The following is a 20,999-nucleotide window of genomic DNA, read 5'->3' on the forward strand; positions in this document are numbered from 1 at the left end:
TATCCAATTAGAAAGTGATATCAACACCAAAACCAAAGCTATTCGTATTAGGCATAGAGAATCGTTCGAACGAACCTGCCATGTTTGTGTTACCTTGAGATGACTCTGGGTCGAAGTTTGGTAATTCTGTCCAAATCAAAATGTTTCTTGCAAATGCAGATAAACCAAGAGTGGTTGTTCCTTTAATTAATTTCTTAGGGAACTTGTAGCCTAACGATAACTCTCTTAATTTGATGAAAGAGTTTTCATAAATGTATGCCTCATCGATGTTACCTTCGATATCAGAATATAAATACTGATAAGCCTGTGGATCAGTTGATCCCCCTCTTACAATATTGTTTTTAGAGCCATCTGCTAAATAACCATCATAAACGAAAGTAGATGTTCTGTCTTCTGTTACTTTAGATACACCGTATAAGTTGTTCAAACCATTTGATCCAGAATACATCTCTCCACCTTGTTTCCATTCGAAAGTTGCTCCCAACGACCAGTTTTTGTAATTAAATGTATTGGTAAAACCAAGAATAAAGTCAGGGTTTACATCTCCAATAATTCCAGCAGGACCTGGCTTAGGCATACCTCTGTATGGGCTATTAGGATCTTCTTCTACTAAGATTCTACCTTCATCATCTCTTAAGAATGTAGAACCATAAATTACAGGATAAGTATACCCTGCCGCTGCTCTCACCTGAGGAGTTACGAAACCACCTAAGAAGATACTTTCAACACCATCAGCTAATTTATCTACCTTCGATACAATTCTTGAGAAGTTCAAGTTGATTAACCAACTGAAGTTTTGAGTCTCTACAGGAATCGCTGTTAAAATCACCTCATGTGCATCCGTATGTAATTCGCCACCGTTGGTATATAATTCAGAGAAACCAGTTGATGCCGCTAATGGTACTGCGAAAATCTGGTCTGTTACATTCTGTCTTGAATAAGTATAGCTTAATGTGATTCGATCATTTAAGAATCCTAAATCTGCACCCACCTCATAAGAAGCTGTGTTTTGAGGCTTCAAGTTAGGATCATTGATTTGTTGAAATCTCGTAAATGAGTTCACATTATTGTTGTTGATATTCAATGGGTATTGAATCGGATATGGATTTGACCACCATCCGCCAGCGTAAGATGGCGTTTGATAATAGTTATCCAAGTAATCTCCTGCTTGACCTACTTGAGCGAATGAAGCTCTTACTTTCAATAATGATACTTTATCTAAATTATCCATAAAGTCCATTTCGCTTACCACCCAAGAAGCTGATATTGAAGGATAGAAGAATGATCTATTACCTCTTGGCATATTAGAAACATAATCGTTTCTACCTGTTAACGTAAGGTACAACATCGATCTGTAAGAGTAAGTTAAGGAAGCAAAGAAACCTACAGTTCTTGTATCTCTTTGATTTTCATTGGCTGTAATTACATTGGTATTTGTAATGTGTTTCCAACCACCAAAGTTGAAAGCATTACCGTTTTGCTCATAGGTCTTTTTTCTTGTATCGTTAACCTCATTACCTAAAATAGCTTGGAACTTTGATTCAGAAGAAATATCCCAGTTAAAGTTCAATGTAGTTAATGAGTTGATCACATTATTGGTTACCCCATAATTCGACATATAACCTGCACCAGCTCTATGACCATATTCAAAAATGTCTTGGTAGTGAGTAGTATAAGCATCCACCCCTAACTGATACTTGAATCGGATATCCATGTTGTCTTTAATATCCGTTTCATATTGAATGTAGGCATTGCCATAAAAACGATTTGTACTTTCTGTAAACTCGTTATTTCTTGCTGCCCAATAAGGGTTATCGAACGTAGGAGAACGGTAGTAGATTTGAGAGAATTGATCTTCAGGTTCAGCATCAGGAATGCCTTTCAAATCGTATGATGTTGGAGCTGCGTAAACACCTGCAAGAGAGGCATCATTACCTGCCGATAATTTATCGATGGTTGTTGTTACATAATTGGCACTTACCCCAGTAGTAAAATGCTCATTTAATGTAGCATCGAATTTACCTTTAGCATTCCAACGATTCATACCTGTACTTGGAGCAATACCTTGCTGTGTAGCATTCGATAAACCAACACTATAATTGGCATGTTCTGTAGCTTGACTCACACTTGCTGAAGTATTAATAGTATAACCTGTTCTAAAATAATCTCCAAAGTTATCGTAAGTAGCAGGTGCTACCCATGGATCGAGTCCCGCTCTTTCTCTTTGAGATACTCTATATAAACCAGGTCTACCTTGAGAGTTACCACCATAAGTAGGATCATTTGGTAATTCTGATACTAAAGGACCCCAAGCCATTGATGAACCTTGAGCGTGTGCTCCATTAAAACCTTGAGCATAAGTGGTTTGATATTCTGGCTTTCTAGATACTCTTTCAAAACTGGTAAAGTTGGCAATTCTTACCACTGGTCTTCCACCTTTTTGTCCTTTACCACTTTTAGTATTGATAATGATTACACCATTTGAAGCTCGAATACCATAAAGTGCTGCTGCTGCCTGACCTTTCAGGATATTGATACTTTCAATATCGTTCGGATCAATATCAACTGCTCTGTTAGAAATATCGGCACCCGATACAGAGTTTCCTGTACTAAAATCTGGATTTGAGGCGATTGGCATACCGTCAATCACATATAAAGGTGCATTGTTTCCTGTAAACGATCGAGCACCACGAATATTAATCTGAGTTGATGCTCCAGGCATACCAGAAGATGGTTTGATATCCACCCCTGAGATTTTACCCTGCATTGCTCCAGCTAAGCCGGAATTACCTGTACGAGTTAAATCTTCTGTTTCTACACCTTGTACAGCATAACCAAGAGATTTTTTGTCTTGTTGCTGACCTAGGGCAGTGACTACCACTTCATCTAACTCTTCGGCATCTACTTCCATTCCTACACTAATATTAGATTGTGTACCTACTGGAATGGTTTGAGTTTTATAGCCTACAAAGCTAAATGTTAGGGAAGCTCCTTCCGGAACTGAAAGTGAGAATTTGCCGTCTAAATCTGTAATTGTACCATTTGATGTTCCAGATACAATTACTGTTACCCCCGGCAGAGGGTCTGATCCGTCAGCTACCGTACCAGTTACTGTACGTTCTTGGGCATAGGTTGTTCCCCACAAGAAAGCGAGTAGCGACACAAACAGTAAAATGTGCTTTTTCATATAAAATAGAATAATAAAATAGTTATTTAAGGCATAGGTGTTCCAATAAAATATTACAGATCATGATGATTAGTAATAACCATTTAAGGTGATACAGATAGGATTGGAACATAGTAAACAATGAAAGAGTGAATAGTAATGAGTATTTTGTTTATTTATGTCTTTCAGTTAATGTTTACGAGCAATTGAAGTTACCTATTACCTTCATGAAGAATTGAAATAGTAAATCATTTATTTAATTGATATTCTTGAGTTAGTACGACTTAGAAACAATAATTAGTGACCAAGTAGCTATTTATTTACGATTGAAAATAGAGTACTTTCAAAACCTCATTTTATACATTATTTATGATCATACAGAATTAAAATGAGTAAGAAAGTTGTAGACTCATTAAAATTAAGGATTTATTGATAAATAAACTGATTATCAGTTAATTAAATAAAAATACTAATAATCTAAATTAGAATTCTACAAAAAATTGGGAATAAAAAAATGAACTATAACTAAATACAGTTCATTTATCTTAGAATAATTCAAAATATGCCTATTGAATCTTCTATCTATATATTCTTTGAGACCACTTCTTTGATTGTATTTTCATGAAATTGATAACCAAATTCTTTCTCAGAAATTACTTTGCTACTATTCAAAACCAAAGCAGCACTTTCTCCTAACATTACTTTTAATATAAACTCAGGCACATTCGGCATAAACAATGGCTTATTGATACTTTCCGCAAGTTGCTTTGTCATTTCTGCATTAGTAATTGGTTTAGATACAACAGCATTAAACACTCCTTCTACTTCATTATCCAATGCATGAATAAACATATTTGACAAATCGTTTAAACTAATCCAAGACATCCACTGATTTCCTGATCCAATTGCTGAGCCAACACACATCTTTATGGGGGCAAGAATTTTGGGTAAGGCTCCTCCTTTCTGAGTAAGCACTACTCCTATTCTTAACTTTACTAATCGTGCTACAGTAGACTTATTTTGTTCGTCTTCCCATTTTTTTACCACATCAGCAAGGAAATCATGACCGTATTTAGAACTTTCGGTAAAAGATTCGTTTTGAGTATCTCCATAAATTCCCACAGCAGATGCACAAACCATTACTTTAGGTGGATTTTCTAACTTACCTATATATTTATTCAAAAGTCTTGTTGATAGAACACGGCTATTCAAAATTTCTTTTTTAGCAGCATCCGTCCACCTTCCTTCACCAACACTTTTTCCAGCAAGATGAATGACTGCATCTACACCATCAAATGCTTTTTTGTTGATGTATCCCTCTTTTATGTCCCATTTGTATCTTTTGATTTGAGAATTGAGGTCTTCTTTTCTACTTAACCACACTACTTCATCACCTCTTTTTAATAGTTTTAGGGATATATCTTTTCCAACTAGTCCTGAACCTCCGGTTATTAAAATTTTCATGGTATTCTATGTATTTTTATCAAATCCATATCAGTTATTGATATCAAAACAAATTATGGACACAAATGTTTGATCAAGGAATCTATCTTACTAAGTTAGAGGTATTAATTTAACAAACATCCAATTCAATTCAACTGATGTCAAAACTCCATTATTTACTCTTATCATTTTTGGTATGGAGTAATGTTATTTTCGCACAAGAAACTTTTACCATCAACGGTATAAAGGATCATCGAAATTTGCATTACGCATTTACTCATGCCACTGTTCATGTCTCTCCTCAACAAACCATCGAAAATGCCACTTTAGTCATTAAAGAAGGTAAAGTTGTTTCTGTAACCAAAGGCGGTAATGTCCCCAAAGGAGCTGCAGAAATTAATGTAGAAGGTAAACACATTTACCCTTCATTTATTGATGCGCACTCTAGCTACGGAATGCCAGAAATTAAAAGAGGTAGTTTTTGGACGTTTTCAGAACCTGAAAAAATCGGTTCTCAAAATCCGAAGGCTTACAATGCCAACGACGCCATTCACGCAAATACTTCTGCCGCCGAATTATTTAAAGCGGATGAGAGTAAAGCCAAATCCATGAGATCAATTGGTTTTGGTACTGCACTTACTTTCCAACCAGATGGCATATCAAGAGGTACTTCTGCGTTGGTGACTTACGGTAAGGGAAAAGCCAACGATTTAATTTTAAAATCGGAAGTCGGTGCTCATTATGCTTTCGATAAAGGTTCTTCTAAGCAAATGTACCCTGTAAGTACAATGGGTTACGTGGCTTTATTAAGACAAACGTATTATGATGCTGATTGGTATGCTAAAGGAGGTAATCAAACATTTACTGACCTTACATTAGAAGCATTCAATAGAACGCAATCCCTTCCCCAATTTTTTGATGCCAACGATGTATTCGATATTCTTCGTGCCTCTAAAGTGGCTAAAGAATTTAATAAGCAATATATCTATGTGGGTAAAGGAGATGAATATCAAAACCTTCCTGCATTAAAAGAACTATCTAGTCCTTTGGTAATTCCTGTGGATTATCCTCAAGCATTGAATGTGAAAGATCCATTGGATGCCAGAAATGCTAGTTATGCCGATTTGAAACACTGGGAGTTGGCGGCATCCAACTTAAAGATGTTAGCTGATGAAGACATCAAGTTCTCTATTACGGCAAGTAAACTAGAGAAAACTTCTGATTTCTTGAAGAACGTAAGATTGGCCGTGAAGAGAGGTTTATCAGAAGAAAAGGCTTTGGCCGCTTTAACGACTGTTCCTGCTGCTTTTGTAAAGGAAGAAAGTCGTTTGGGTACTTTGGAACAAGGTAAAATGGCCAACTTCATCATCACTTCAGAGAATATTTTCGAGAAGGGCGATGTGTTGGAAAACTGGATCAAAGGAAAAAGATTTGTGATCAAATCTTGGAACAAAAATGATGTTAGAGGTGAATATCAATTGGCTATTAATGATCAGAAATATTCTTTGGAAATTAAGGGAGACGATCTGGAATCATTAAAATATTCAATCAAAAAAGATTCTACTAAACTGACGACGAATGCTAGTCTTCAGAACGATTTAATCACCATCACTTTCACTCAAGACACCACTAAAACAGCTGATAGAATTCGTTTATCAGGATGGATAGATCAAGAAGGTAATTTTAAAGGTGAAGGTAAGGATGCCAAAAACCAATGGATTTCTTGGAGTGCGGTAAAACAAGGTGATGTCGAAACTTCATCAAAAGAGAAGAAAGAAGAAAATGAAGACAAAATAGGCAATGTAGTCTATCCGTTTACGGCTTATGGTGATACTGATATCGCACAGCAAGAAACTTTATTGATTAAGAACGCGACAGTTTGGACCAATGAAGCAGATGGTATTCTTGAAAATACAGACGTTTTAGTAAAAGACGGAAAAATAGCCAAAATAGGTAAAGATCTTAAGGCTGGGAAAAAGACCAAAGTAATTGATGGTACAGGCAAGCATCTTACTGCCGGAATTGTCGATGAACACTCGCATATCGCTTTATTCTCAGTAAACGATGTCGCAGTGATGTCTTCTATGGTAAGAATGGAAGATGTAATTAACCCCAACGATGTACATATGTATCGTCAGTTAGCGGGTGGTGTAACTTCTGCTCAATTGCTGCACGGTTCTGCCAATCCGGTGGGTGGACAATCGGCGATTATCAAATTGAGATGGGGTAAAACGAATCCTCAAGATTTATTATTTGAGGGTGCTGATCCGTTCATCAAATTTGCTTTGGGTGAGAATGTAAAACGTTCTTCATGGCCCATGTCTCATCGTTTCCCTCAAACCAGAATGGGTGTAGAAGCGGTATATATGGACGGCTTCAGCAGAGCGAAAAAATACAGAGAAGATATGAATAGCTTCGATGGCAATGGCATTCCTCCAAGAAAAGATTTGCAATTGGAAGCATTGGCTGAGATCATCAATAAAGAGCGTTTCATTTCTTGTCACTCTTACGTGCAATCGGAAATCAACATGTTGATGCACGTAGCAGATGATTTCGATTTCAATATCAATACGTTCACACATATTCTTGAAGGTTATAAAGTAGCCGATAAAATGAAAGCACACGGTGTGGGAGCATCGACTTTCTCTGATTGGTGGATGTACAAATTTGAAGTGTACGAAGCGATTCCTCAAAATGCGGCATTAATGACGAGCCAAGGAGTGACTGTAGCCATTAATTCTGATGATGCAGAAATGGGCCGTCGTTTAAATCAAGAAGCCTCTAAGTCGGTAAAATATGCTGACATGTCTGAAGAGGAAGCCTTGAAGATGGTCACTTTAAACCCTGCAAAACTACTTCATATCGATGATCAGGTAGGATCTATCAAAGTCGGCAAATCAGCTGATATCGTATTGTGGACAGATCATCCTTTATCGGTTTATGCGAAATCAGCTTACACTATTATTGATGGTACAGTGTACTTCTCATTGGAAAAAGACAAGGAATTACGTCAGAAAATGAGTGAGGACCGTAACCGATTAATTCAGAAAATGCAGGTAGCGGAGAAGAATGGAGCGAAAGTGAAAGACATTGCTCCTAAAATCAATCATCATATGCACTGTGATCATTTAAACCTTGACTAATACAACGATGAAAACATTGAATAAAATTATAGCAATCAATTTTGTTTTGTGGATGATTTCAGGCTTGGCTTTTGGTCAAGTTCCTACACCTGCAAAACCTCAATCTACTCCTATCCTTATTAAAGGAGCAACACTTCATGATGGAAAAGGCAAAGTGATTGAAAACAGTGTAGTGGCTTTTTCAGATGGAAAAATCACTTATGCAGGAGATAGCTTTTCTGAGGAAGGTTATCAAGTCATTGATGCCACCGGGAAACATATTTATCCTGGAGCTATTTTACCTACATCACAACTAGGTTTAGTAGAAATTGAAGCTGTTTCCGCATCAAGAGATGATTATGAAACAAGCTATGTAAATACAGAAGTGAGATCTGTTGTGGCCTACAATACCGATTCTCACGTGATTCCAACAGTGAGATCAAATGGTATTCTTATTGAACAAGTGATCCCTGCCGGTGGTGTTTTCTCTGGTAGATCGTCTATTGTTCAATTGGATGCTTGGAATTGGGAAGAAGCCATCATCAAAGAAAATGATGGACAGTATTTGAACTGGCCTTCGAAATACAGACATCCGTCTTGGATGAATCCTGACAAAGGGGTGAAACCGAACAAAATGTATGCTGAAAGAGTAAAATTTATCCGTCAGGTCTTGATGGATGGATTGGCTTATTCTCAAGCAGAAAAACAGGAGGTACCTAACTTTCCGTTAGAAGCCTTAAAGGGAATTTTCACAGGAGATGAAACATTATTTATTCGAGTAAATGATGCTAAGTCAATTATCGAGGCCATCAAATTAGGTCAAGAATTTAAGGTAAAAAAGATGGTGGTTGTCGGTGGAGACGATGCTTGGATTGTAGCTGATTTCCTAAAATCGAACAACATTCCAGTACTTTTATCAGATATTCATAGCTTACCTAACCTAGAACACGATGATGTCGACCTTCCTTTCAAACGTGCCCAGCTACTCAACGAGGCAGGTGTAAAAGTAGGCTTAACCCACAGTTCTGTATCCAACGCTAGAAACTTACCTTTCTATGCTGGTACTTGTGTCGCCTACGGAGTTGATAAAGAAGATGCCTTAAAAATGATTACTTCATACACAGCAGAAATCTTAGGCATCGACCAAAATTACGGATCCCTAGAAAAAGGAAAGTCTGCCACCCTCATCATCACAAAAGGCGACTTCCTAGACATGAGAAACAGCGTCGTTGAACATGCCTTTATCGATGGTCGTAAAATCGATCTAAACGATAAGCATAAGATGCTGTATGAGAAGTTTAGGGGGAAGTATGAGGAATAAGTAATAAGGAATAACTAATAAGTAATAGGGAAATATAGATGTAATTCTATTGGTTAGAAATTAAAAGTTCGACTAATAATAAAAGATTTAGTTGGTATTTTATTTTATCGATAAGTAATTTTATAATCAATAAGTTAAAATCGCTTTTTACCTATTCCCTATTAGTTATTCCCTATTAGTTAAAATATTATGATCCACATCTCCCCAAAAGAAAAGAAGCATAAAAACCCTATCATTTTGATTCATGGTGCCTTGTTTAATGGGAAACTATGGGAAGGCAACTTTCTGGATTATTTTCCGGAACAAGGGTACGAGACGTATTCGATTAATCTGAGTGGGCATGGGCAAGAGGCCAACAAATTGTTGTTGAACTTTTATGGTATTGACGACTTTGTTGATGATGTGGTGAACTTAATTACTTCTTTGGAGGAAAAGCCGATTCTTTTTGGATATTCTATGGGTGGTATTGTGGCTCAATTAGTAGCTCAAAAGGTCAGTTTGCATAAAGTGGTTTTGTTGGCTTCAGTACCTCCTTACGGTATGTTGAATTCCTCTTTTAAGTATTGGACAAAAAGTCCTTTGAGTTGGGGGAAGTTTATGGCTTCGACGGTATTTCCTATCCTTAAATATGTAGATTCCGATGCTCCTGAGGGTATTTATCATACGGCACCTTCGAAGCGTGTGCAACGCTTTATTGGACAAAACATGCAAGCTGAGTCTTTGCGTGCTTTAGTGGAATTAATTATCAGAGATTTTAAAATAGACCCAAAAGGTATCGATATTCCAATGGTGCACATTGGCTTTAAGAGTGATCAGATCATTTTTCCTGAAGAGGTCGAAAGGACTGCTTCATTTTATGGACATGAAGTAAGAATATTTGATGAAATGGCTCATATGTTTATGTATGAACCACGTTGGAAAGAGGTAGCAGATTTTATATCACAATGGCTTCTTGATGAAAATGACTAGTTAAACTGATTATTGTAGAACTCTACCAATTGTCTCAATCCTTCCTTGGATTTATAGTAGGTATCCATGGTTTTCATATATTCTTTCATTTCTTCTTCACGACCGATAAAGTCTTTCACTATAACTTTTTTCTTTTTATCTGTAGGTATTATTTCACCAGCCTGAGTTAGAAAATATAATTTTTCCTTTAGCTGATAAGAATAGAAAACCTCTTTGTTGTTCATGTTATAAGCACCATAACGCTGACGTTGAATCTCGTTTTGCTCTTTGCTCATGCTATTATAAAGGTGTGCCGTTTTTAATAAAAATGGATAAGCCAATACTCCCATCTTTCCTTCTCCTCCAGCCACTAATTCGTAAATACCAATAGCAGGAACTCCTTCTCTTGTAAATTGATCGCCATTCACAAAATGATAAATAGAAGTGGAAGTCACATTTTCATTACTATCATCTATAAAAGTGATAGAAAATTCTTTTACTTCACTCACCTCAACGACATTGATAGTGGTGTCCAACATCTCCAAGCCACCATACATTTGCTGTAACTTAATCTCTTGGTATTCGATTTGATCATGTTCCAAATCAAATAATAAGGGCACTTGCTTTTTTACTTTTCCATTCTTGAAAACAATATTACCCATCATCCAATTTTCAAAATAAAAAACAGAACTGTCTCTTTGGATTTCGCCTTGTTTTTCAATTTCATCTTGTGCTTCGGTAATTAATGTTTTTTCCTTTTTCTTCTTTTTTGTTTTTTGAGCAAAAACTGTAGAAGAAACTAAAGTAAATAGTAGTAGAATATAAAGAGGAAGACGTTTCATAACAGTTAATTATGTTGATTCAATATACTTATTGATGTCTATATTAGTAACCTTACTTTGACTTAAAATGTTATTCACAATCAAGATCAGTGCGTAAGTTTTTATCTAATATTCAACACCTGTTAGTTTTTTATTTTCTGGTTTAATGTTGTTTACATGAAAATACTAAAATACACAGTCGATAAAAAATAATTGGATAATTAGAAGGGCAATTGGTTAAATACCACCCAAAAAAAGGTTATTTGATGTTGATTTTCATAGAGTAAAATAAAAGGGTTGCCTAAAATAATAGACAACCCATTTTGGCTTAATAAAAATTATCAAGCACATATTCATGATATATCAAAATTGCTCCAAGGCAAATTTTAATTCAATTAGTATGATTTAGAGATATCGATGAAATCTCTAGATGCTAAAGAAGCTCCACCGATCAAACCACCGTCAACGTCTGGCTGAGCGAAAAGCTCTTGTGCGTTGCTTGGCTTAGCAGAACCACCATAAAGGATTGGAGTAGCGTCTGCTACTTCTTGTCCGTATTTAGCAGCGATCATGTCACGGATATCTTTGTGCATTTCTTGTGCTTGTGCAGAAGTAGCTGTTTTACCAGTACCGATAGCCCAAACTGGCTCGTATGCTAAAACTACTTTACCGAAGTCCTCAGCAGAAAGGTGGAAAATACCTTCTGATAATTGCTTCTCTACAACAGCTTTTTGAGTACCAGCCTCACGCTCTTCTAATACTTCACCGAAACAGAAGATTGGCAACATACCGTTAGCAATAACTGCATCAGTTTTAGTAGCCAACATTTCGTTTGACTCACCAAAGTACTCACGACGCTCAGAGTGACCCAAGATCACGTAGTCGATACCGTAAGAAGCTAATTGTTGTGCAGAAATTTCGCCAGTGTAAGCACCTTTTGGCTCTGTGTAACAGTTTTGAGCACCAACAAAAACGTTTGCAGCGTCACCGATTAATGATTTAACCTTGCTTAAGTGAATAAAAGGAGTACACATGATAACTTTTACGTCAGATGGAGTTTCATCTTTCGCCATGTTTACTACTTCTGATGCTAAAATTTCAGCTTCTTCTTTATTCAGGTTCATTTTCCAGTTACCTGCTACGATTTTTTGTCTCATAGTTATAAATTCTTTTTGAATGTATATAATTTAAAAGTCGAGTGCGAATATACTACCCTAATAATGCTTACAAAATGAGTTTCGTCATAGTGTATCAGCAAGTTGAGTATTTAACACCTTATTTATTTGATAATAGATCTGAATGAAATGTATTTTTTTCCAAATTTTGGAAAATGTGTTTCATTTTGAAACTATTTATTTTTTGGCACAGTCCTAAAACTGCCCTATCTATATCAAAATCAATGATTAATAAATATTCACAACTAGTGGCACAGTTCATGGAATATACTTATCGGGTAAAGAATCATAGGTTAGTCACCTATTGTATGGCATGATACACCAGTAACATTAACCAGCTGTGGAAAAACACTTGAATCATTTTCAAGTGTTTTTTTTATGCACAATGGTTTAGCAATTATAACCCATAAAAAAACAGATACTATAAAGTATCTGTCTTTCCAACAACTAACTATTACTATTATCTAATTACCTAATCATAATATATCTAACGGCCTTGATTTATAGAGTTTTATCAAATTCTATCTAAAAACTATTAGATTCTAATTCTTAATCATTTACTTCTCATCAATCATAGAAAAAACTTCAAGACACAAAAAAGCAGTCAATTAACAACCGACTGCTTAGAAATCACTATTATATAACCTTTCTTCAACAAATGAAGTTTTAATTTTAGAACCCAAAGGCAATACCAATATTAAATTGCCACATTCCCATTGAATCGTATCCAGAACCACCTACCGAATAATTATATTTCACATTCGAAAGGAAGGAAATACCACTATCACCCAGAGGAGCCAGAATACCTACCTCTGGAGCCATAGAAAATGCCCAATATTGGTCCGTCACCAAAACACTTCCTACCTGACTACTGAAATACTGTCCAGAAGCTCCAATTCCTAATCCTACATAAGGTCTAATACCTCCTCTTTCTCCAAAATAGTAATGGGCAGTAGCATAAGTGGTCATCATATCAAAATCCCTATATTCTTGTCCAGAAATTGCTCCCTGTTTCCCATAATAGGTTTGGTATCCGTTGGACTGATTAAAGGTGTTCAAACCGAAGCTCATACCTACTGACCAATTATCGTTTAAAAATTTTCGATATTCTATATTCCCTCCCTGAAAAGAGGTACCTGATACAAAATCGCTCATTCCGGTGGATGGAGTACCCATACTGTAGGTCACTCCAATTAAATTATCTTCTTGAGCGTAAGTGGTGATGCCAATGAATAACATCAAAAGCATCAAATAATATTTTTTGATTGTGTTCATGACTATTTCGATTGAATGTAAGGTGATTGAATAAACATCTGCTGTATCCCATCTTCTACACGTGTTTTATCATCTATAGTATTGGATTGAGTACCGTTTATGATTCCTTGCCATAATACTGGAATCTTCTCATCTCCACCCTCTTGAATATGTGCTCTGTTATCTACTATTTCTAAAATCACAGAACCTTGAGAGAAAGTATACACTCCAGAAACAGGATAACCATAATAAGGAGGGTAACCGTACCATCCCCAATAGTTCCACCAATAACCACCCCAGTAATCGTACATATTCCAAGTACCTACATAAGTTACTTCTACCCCATAAGGTAAAACCACAAGATCGGCTTCTTCTCCTGTATTGGGATCTACATACTGATACCCTGCCATTTCCATCTGAGATTTGGCTTCGGCAAGGATCACTTCATCTAATGGATTTACCACTGGATTACTTACGGAGTCTTTTCCAGGATGTGTCACATAATTTGGCATACTGAAGGTTTTGGCTGTACCAAACTGATCCGACATATTCGGTTCATATTTGGTCACTACAGTATCGTAGTCAGAAATCTGACTTGGTTGATCGTCTTGATTACTGCAGCTGAAAAGAGCAAAGCTGCCCAAGGAGATCGCAACGAGTGTTTTGATTATTTTTTTCATGTCGTTTTCTCTTGATATAAGATGATAAACGACATTTATTCTGTATGCTTTTTATAAATTCTATTCTATTTCTATCAAATACTGTTTTTCTTTAAAAATTATGGAACCAATTAATATTTGATATTCATTTCTCCATGTAAGGATGTTGCAATACAACGTCCCTACAAACCACTTCGCATAAAAAAACACTGCCTGAATTAACATCAAACAGTGTTCTTGCAAAATTATATTTTGCGATATTAGAGTCGGTATTTTTCAAAGATTATCAAAATTCACCTCTTACTTCTTACCTTTTACCTCTTAACTAAACTCTTATTCCCAAGAATAAATTCCTAGGCTTTTGATACGTTTTTTTATTAGTTATTAATTAAAACTTATTAGTTAAAACCGAGCGTTAACTCAGCCAACTCCTACCTCCTAATTCCTAACTCTTCCCTAAACTTATCTTAATCGATTAATCAAATCTGCATATTTTTCAATCGCAAAGTTATTATCAGAGAAAAGGTTTTGCATTCTAAGAATGGTAATACCAGAATAACTTGTATTCGATCTTGTCAAAGCTTTCTCGATTTGTTCCCAACCCGTCTCAGAAAATAATTCATGGAATAGGGCATTCTCACCCATTACCTGAATTTCTAATTCTTTAGCGGAATTACTGAACCACATCACTAAGTCCTCGGCTCTAGAATAACCTTCCCAGTCTTTGTTTACTTTTTCTAAACATGTAAAGTGAAGTACGATTCTATCTTTAAAGTCTTTATCGATAATCTTCTTCAACATATCTTTGTATTCACCTCTATCCACAGCTCCAATACCTGGATAAGGAGCAATAAGACCAGCAGTAATTTCTGCTACCCTTGGTAGGTTTGGATCGGAGATATTCCAATGTATACCTGGCATTTTAAAACCAATTGGTGTTGTTCTGAAGTCATCATCGTTAAAGATATCCATTGCTTCACGAAGGACACGATTACCATGATCTGCAAGACTTTGGTTGTACCAGTTAAAGAAGTCAATACCAATTCTTGATTTCGAATAGTTGTTATTTTTAAACAACTCTTCAGCATCTGGCATTTGGATATCAGACACATCTTTGTATTGTGTTTGCCACAATTCATTTACATAATCAAGGTTTCTGTAAGCTTTTAGAATGTACCTTTGGAAATCTTCTTTTGCTAGTCTACTGTAGCATTGTAAAGTTCCTCGGTTAGGGTAATCACCCCAATCGTGCGCATTGTAAGAAGGGTATCTTAACTCACCTGCAGGTCCAAGACTGACATTAATTTCGTCGGTCATCCAAGCATACTTGCTATAACGTTGCTTGAAGGCCTCCATAAAGCGTTTATAATAAGGAAGTACAAACGTATCTGCCCATAATGAAACGTATTCAACACTTACATCTCCTGTTTCAGAAACATATTGTAAGTCTTCGATAGTCTCTAAAGTAGGATTTTCTTCCACTAGTTTACCCCATAACCATAATGGGATCATCTGTGTAAAATCGTCGTTTACATTACCTCCTGCTTGGTGGAATGATAAAATTGGCACCCAGTTCAAGCCTTTCGACTCGATAAGTTTTACCATATTATCGTAGTAACTCCAATCGAATACATTCGAAGTCGTTCCTTCTACTAATCCCCACCATATATCTATAGAAACCGAACTTACTCCGATTTCTCTCATTTTATCTAATTGTTTAGAAACTGTTTGCCAGTCTCTATCTTCTAAAAGTCGACGAGCATTGTGAGTTTTCACGTGAAGTGGTCCCATTACTCTAAACGACTTTTGTTTTCTTTCGATGTAGCCGTCTCTGTCTCTAATTTTAGAGATTAATTCTTGCAAACGAGCACTACCAGTGGAGATCTTATCAAATATTGATTTTAGGTTATTGACAATAAAACCATTTACATTCGGCTGTTTCAATATCCACATTGCAGCATTGTCCCAAATTAAATGGGAGTTGATCCCTTCAACACTTTCATTTTCAAAGAAAAACTGTGCTTTTTGGGTATCAGCAAATTCAAGAATACTTTTTACTTTCCCTGCAAAAGAAGAATCGACCTTATATTCTTTTCTACTTTTTGTAGGAATAATAAAGCCAAGACGTTTATCATCAATTCCATTTCCTAGAGATGATAAAGTATGGTGATAGGCAGCTTTATGATCTCTTTCATCACTAATTGCAATAATACCTGCACCCACCTCGGTCTGACTCGACATATTTTTTAAGTTCTTCTCTGCATAAGCAATTGGAAGTCTTAAACACAATAAACTTTTCTCGTACCCATTGGCAGAGAAAGCCGATTGCAAAATATGTAACCCTCTATTACCATGTCTAATTAGGCACTCATTGTACCATTTTGTGACATCATTTCCGTATTTGGTATCGTTATATTTTCTTGATTGAAGAACATCATTGCTTTTGAAAACTTCGAACAAATGTTCTCTATTATTTACTTCAATCCCCCAAGCATCACCTGCCTCACCGTAAGAATGATAATTAGTTCTTACAAACTCATCCCAGCTATCTAAAGCAGTAGACGAATAGCACTGCATGTTTCTTTTAGGAAAAGAACACTCATTAATAGGATAACTCAACTCTCCTTGAGGTGCAGTAGAAATAATAAATTTACAAAAGTGATTGGCTTTGTCTTGGAAATGATTTTTGAAGGAATGAATTAAACCTTCATAGTAAGGCATGACATAATGATCTGCCCAAAGAGATACTGCATCTTGCGTACTACCTCCCGCTTTATTTACATATTTAAGCTGACTTAAGTACTTTATTTCATGATGATCGGCCATTAGTTTACCCCAAAGCCAATCGGGTAATGTACATAAGAAGTTTTGCTCATAGTTGTTGATCATATGGAAATTAAACTCCACAGCCAACTCTAATTCATAACCAACTAAGGTATCAATAAGACTACGGTAATACGACCAATCGTATTGAATATAATGTCCCGGATCATCTGATGCTTTTCCCTCTCCTTCGACTAATTTCCAAAGAATGGGAACCAAAACTTTTTTGACACCAATTTTTTTTGCTCTCACAATCCACTTTTCAAGCTCACTCCAATCGGGAGCTATTTGAGAGAAGCAAGTGTCAGTTTCTAGAATTGAATAAGGCAATCGGATTTCAAATGACTTCATAAACAATATAAGATGATGCTATCGTGTTTTCTACTTGATTAGACGGTGTAAAATTATCTAAACCAAGCTTTTTAGTTTTTAATGCAAACAAATATAGGGAAGAAATGATATGATTTTCATGAATACTATTAATCTCAATAATTTCAACCGTTTGCAGTGATGAAAATTAGTAATTGTTCATTTTTCACGGTGAAAATCAGTTGAAATATTAATTTCTTGATATAAAATTTCGATATTTTTATTCGATTATCAAATGAACTCTTAACAAGATCTAATTTGCTATGTATTTATTTGATAATCCAGTAAATTTAATGCAACAATTTCTTTACCAAATACCCTTTTCATCATTTCACCTAATAAATGATGAAGATTCTTTATCCAACAATCATGAAACTACATACAAGCATACTGACTTTAGTTATGTCATTTTTCCTGAGCATAAATGTCTTTGGAAACGAACCGTATTACAAAAATGTCCAATCTAAATATCTAAAAGAGGAGATGCATATTGGCATTGGAGGCGATTTTAATAAGGATTTACCTACAGTGAGTAATACTTTTCTCTTAGAAAAAGAGTTAACTGTTGCCGGCATCAAGGTGTTGGTTTACAAAAATGAAGACACCCAAAACCTTTTGGTATTTACTGAAGGATTCCAACAAAAGTATGGATGGGTAGTTTTACATCATACCGAGTCAGACAAATTGGGAGTAGTAATACAAGAACTTATTCTCAATATATACAATGCATAAACCTAAATAATAATCAAACTTTATTTACCCATCATGAAAAACCTATTTACATTTATCTTGATTAACTTCTTTTTGCTGGTCGTCATCTGCATGTTTTCAACGACAACCAAAACCACTGATGTTACAACCGAAGTATCGAAGGAAAATCAAATTGAAAATGTGAGTGTAAGCACTGAAAACACTTTGGATCAACATCAAATTGAGAGTGAAGAAAAACTGTCGATGAATATCAAAAAGATAGATCTGTAGACGCAGTTGGGATAAAATGAGGGTTGGATTCTTCATTTTTATACTCATCCATCATTTTTTTTACTTAAAGAACCTTATTATCAACAGATAGTTATTGTGAATCAATACATCAATTGATAAAAAATTATATTTTTGCGTGAATTAAAATTTTAAAAACTCAGTAGAGATATACATGGACGCAAAAAGTATTCGCCGCACGTTCCTGGAGTTTTTCCAGAGCAAGCAGCACGCCATCGTTCCTTCGGCACCACTTGTAATTAAAAACGATCCTACGTTGATGTTTACTAACGCAGGTATGAATCAGTTCAAAGATTACTTCTTAGGAAACAAAGCCGCCGAGGACACACGTGTCGCCGATACTCAAAAATGTTTACGTGTATCTGGTAAACACAACGATTTGGAGGAAGTGGGTATTGACACTTACCACCATACAATGTTCGAAATGCTAGGTAACTGGTCTTTCGGAGATTATTTCAAAAAAGAGGCAATTGAGTGGGGTTGGGAACTTCTTACTGAAGTTTACAAGCTACCAAAAGATAGATTATATGTTACAGTATTCGAAGGTGATGAAGGCGACGGTACTGAACTAGATCAAGAAGCTATTGATATCTGGAAAGGGTTAATCGACGAAGACAGAATTATCCCTGCTAACAAAAAAGATAACTTCTGGGAAATGGGTGAGACAGGTCCTTGTGGTCCTTGTTCTGAAATCCATATTGACCTTCGTAACGACGAGGAAAGAGCAAAAGTAGATGGTCTTTCTTTAGTCAATGAAGATCACCCACTAGTGGTAGAGATCTGGAACCTTGTATTTATGCAATTCAACCGTAAAGCGGATGGTTCTTTAGTTTCTCTTCCTAACAAACATATCGATACAGGTATGGGATTCGAACGTTTATGTATGGCGATTCAAAAGAAAGAATCGAACTACGATACAGACGTATTCCAACCAATGATTCAATTCTTGGCTGCTAAGTCGGGTAAAGCGTATGGTGAGGACGAAAAGATAGATATCGCTATCCGTGTGATCTCTGACCACATTCGTGCAATTTCATTTGCTATTGCAGATGGTCAATTACCTTCGAACAACAAAGCAGGTTATGTAATCCGTCGTATCCTTCGTAGAGCGGTACGTTACGGTTATACTTTCTTGGAGTTCAACAAGCCATTCATGTATGAGTTGGTGGATATTCTTTCAGACCAATTCGAAGAAACTTTCCCTGAGGTAATTTCTCAAAGAGATTTCATCAAGAAAGTAGTGATGCAAGAGGAGCAAGCTTTCTTAAGAACATTGGAGAAAGGTTTATCTATTCTTCAAAAAGCAATGGACGGTGCATCGGACAAAACGATTGCAGGTAAAGAAGCCTTCACTTTATACGATACATTCGGTTTCCCTCTTGATTTAACACAATTGATCGCTTCTGAAAATGGATTCACTGTAGATACAGCAGGATTCGATGCAGCTATGAAAGAGCAAAAAGACAGAGCTCGTGCAGCATCAGCTTCAGAAAAAGGCGATTGGATTGATGTAAATGATGGTGACTCAGTAGAATTCTTGGGTTACGATGCATTAGAATCAGACGCTTCTATCTTACGTTACCGTGAAGTAACAGAGAAGAAGAAAACAATTATACAATTAGTACTTGATCAAACTCCTTTCTATGCAGAAAGTGGTGGACAAGTAGGTGATAAAGGTACTTTAGTTTCTGGGGATGAGACGATCACTATCTTCGATACGAAGAAAGAAAACGATTTGATTATCCACTTCGCTAACAAATTACCTTCTAACCCAGCTGCTCCTGTAATGGCTAAAGTAGATGCTTCGCGTAGATCTCTAACAGAGAACAACCACTCGGCAACTCACTTATTACACGCTGCTCTACAAGAAGTATTGGGCGATCACGTAGCTCAAAAAGGTTCATTGGTCAACGAAAAACACTTACGTTTTGACTTCTCTCACTTCCAAAAAGTGGAAGCGGAAGAAATCGAAAAGATTGAGAAAATCGTTAACCAAAGAATCCGTCAGAATATCCAATTGAACGAGCAAAGAAACGTTCCTATCGAAGAGGCAAAAGCAATGGGTGCTACTGCATTATTCGGTGAGAAATACGGTGACTTCGTTCGTGTAATCACTTTCGATAGCGATTACTCAGTAGAACTTTGTGGTGGTACACACGTTCCTGCTACAGGTAAAATTGGTTTATTCAAAATTACTGCTGAATCATCAGTTGCTGCAGGTGTACGTCGTATTGAGGCAATTACTGCAGATGCTGCTGAAGAATATGTAGACGAGCAAATCACTTTACTACAAGAGATTAAAGAGCTATTAAAAGCGAAAGATCCTAAGAAAGCAGTAGCTGACTTAGTAGAAGCTAAAGCAGCTTTATCTAAAGAAGTAGAAACGCTTCGTAACAAAGAGTTACAAGCAGTGAAAAACGAATTAGCTTCTAAAGTAGTAGCTAAAGACGGCTTCAACTTTATTGCAGCTAAAGTTTCAGTAGCAAATGCTCAAGGATTAAAGCAATTGGCATACGACCTAAAAGCAGTTGTAGAGAACATGTTCTTGATCTTAGCTGCAGATGTAGACGGTAAGCCTCAAGTAGCTGTAATGATCGATGAAGAATTAGTGAAATCTAAAGACCTTCACGCTGGTCAAATCGTTAAGGAATTAGCGAAAGAGATCAAAGGTGGCGGAGGTGGACAACCTTTCTTCGCCACTGCAGGTGGTAAAGACATTACAGGCTTGGATGCTGTTGTAGTGAAAGCACAGGAGTTGGTATAATCGACTTAATTCGAATAGCTTAGGCTGTTCTTAGATATATGAAAACGGTCTATCTCAAAAAGGGATAGACCGTTTTTATTCATTGATTACAATAGTGAACAATACCCATCATATTATGATGTTTATTACACTTAA

At 36.2% G+C, this 20,999-nt stretch carries 13 protein-coding genes; 6 read left to right on the plus strand and 7 right to left on the minus strand.

Annotated elements, in window-relative coordinates; translation table 11 throughout:
* Positions 1 to 7: 7 nt before the first annotated feature.
* Together KMW28_RS20010 and KMW28_RS20015 are read right to left on the minus strand one after the other, a co-directional pair.
* Complete coding sequence (locus tag KMW28_RS20010) at positions 8 to 3,187, minus strand: SusC/RagA family TonB-linked outer membrane protein (protein ID WP_169666324.1); 3,180 nt, start codon at positions 3,185 to 3,187, stop codon at positions 8 to 10.
* Positions 3,188 to 3,748: 561 nt separating this feature from the next.
* The gene (locus KMW28_RS20015; RefSeq protein ID WP_169666326.1) at positions 3,749 to 4,630 is read right to left on the minus strand and encodes a TIGR01777 family oxidoreductase; all 882 of its coding nucleotides are present in this window, start codon (positions 4,628 to 4,630) and stop codon (positions 3,749 to 3,751) included.
* A 137-nt stretch (positions 4,631 to 4,767) separates the two neighbouring features.
* On the opposite strand from KMW28_RS20015, the gene KMW28_RS20020 reads away from it, so the two are divergent.
* From KMW28_RS20020 to KMW28_RS20030, 3 genes are all read left to right on the plus strand, one after another.
* Positions 4,768 to 7,752: an amidohydrolase family protein gene (locus KMW28_RS20020; protein WP_169666327.1), complete on the plus strand. Its 2,985-nt coding sequence runs from the start codon at positions 4,768 to 4,770 to the stop codon at positions 7,750 to 7,752.
* 7 nt (positions 7,753 to 7,759) lie between these two features.
* Positions 7,760 to 9,052, plus strand: coding sequence for an amidohydrolase family protein (locus KMW28_RS20025; protein WP_169666328.1), 1,293 nt, complete (start codon positions 7,760 to 7,762; stop codon positions 9,050 to 9,052).
* A 189-nt stretch (positions 9,053 to 9,241) separates the two neighbouring features.
* Positions 9,242 to 10,021 carry an alpha/beta hydrolase gene (locus tag KMW28_RS20030; RefSeq protein WP_169666329.1) on the plus strand — a complete coding sequence of 260 codons (780 nt, stop codon included), beginning with the start codon at positions 9,242 to 9,244 and terminating at the stop codon, positions 10,019 to 10,021.
* Here KMW28_RS20030 and KMW28_RS20035 read toward each other — a convergent pair.
* The 5 genes from KMW28_RS20035 to KMW28_RS20055 all read right to left on the minus strand — a co-directional run bounded on the left by KMW28_RS20035 (position 10,018) and on the right by KMW28_RS20055 (position 17,083).
* Positions 10,018 to 10,842 (minus strand): hypothetical protein, encoded by an 825-nt coding sequence (locus tag KMW28_RS20035; RefSeq protein ID WP_169666330.1) that lies wholly within the window; start codon positions 10,840 to 10,842, stop codon positions 10,018 to 10,020. The two genes, KMW28_RS20030 and KMW28_RS20035, sit on opposite strands and share 4 nt — an antisense overlap.
* A gap of 374 nt (positions 10,843 to 11,216) precedes the next feature.
* On the minus strand, positions 11,217 to 11,978 hold the full coding sequence (tpiA, locus tag KMW28_RS20040; protein ID WP_066211507.1) for a triose-phosphate isomerase: 762 nt from the start codon (positions 11,976 to 11,978) through the stop codon (positions 11,217 to 11,219).
* 690 nt (positions 11,979 to 12,668) lie between these two features.
* The gene (locus tag KMW28_RS20045) at positions 12,669 to 13,271 is read right to left on the minus strand and encodes an OmpW family outer membrane protein (protein WP_169666331.1); all 603 of its coding nucleotides are present in this window, start codon (positions 13,269 to 13,271) and stop codon (positions 12,669 to 12,671) included.
* 2 nt (positions 13,272 to 13,273) lie between these two features.
* Positions 13,274 to 13,930, minus strand: a complete 657-nt coding sequence (locus tag KMW28_RS20050; protein WP_169666332.1) for a DUF4136 domain-containing protein — start codon at positions 13,928 to 13,930, stop codon at positions 13,274 to 13,276.
* 441 nt (positions 13,931 to 14,371) lie between these two features.
* A complete protein-coding gene (locus KMW28_RS20055; protein WP_169666333.1) occupies positions 14,372 to 17,083 on the minus strand; it encodes a family 14 glycosylhydrolase in 2,712 nt (903 codons plus the stop codon).
* Between the two features lie 387 nt (positions 17,084 to 17,470).
* Here KMW28_RS20055 and KMW28_RS20060 point away from each other — a divergent pair, with 387 nt between their 5' ends.
* The 3 genes from KMW28_RS20060 to alaS all read left to right on the plus strand — a co-directional run bounded on the left by KMW28_RS20060 (position 17,471) and on the right by alaS (position 20,864).
* Positions 17,471 to 17,833 (plus strand): hypothetical protein, encoded by a 363-nt coding sequence (locus KMW28_RS20060; protein WP_169666334.1) that lies wholly within the window; start codon positions 17,471 to 17,473, stop codon positions 17,831 to 17,833.
* Between the two features lie 33 nt (positions 17,834 to 17,866).
* Positions 17,867 to 18,082: a hypothetical protein gene (locus tag KMW28_RS20065; protein WP_169666336.1), complete on the plus strand. Its 216-nt coding sequence runs from the start codon at positions 17,867 to 17,869 to the stop codon at positions 18,080 to 18,082.
* 172 nt (positions 18,083 to 18,254) lie between these two features.
* Positions 18,255 to 20,864, plus strand: a complete 2,610-nt coding sequence (alaS, locus tag KMW28_RS20070; RefSeq protein ID WP_169666338.1) for an alanine--tRNA ligase — start codon at positions 18,255 to 18,257, stop codon at positions 20,862 to 20,864.
* Positions 20,865 to 20,999: the final 135 nt, after the last annotated feature.

It is taken from the genome of Flammeovirga yaeyamensis (assembly GCF_018736045.1).
Taxonomy (GTDB): domain Bacteria; phylum Bacteroidota; class Bacteroidia; order Cytophagales; family Flammeovirgaceae; genus Flammeovirga; species Flammeovirga yaeyamensis.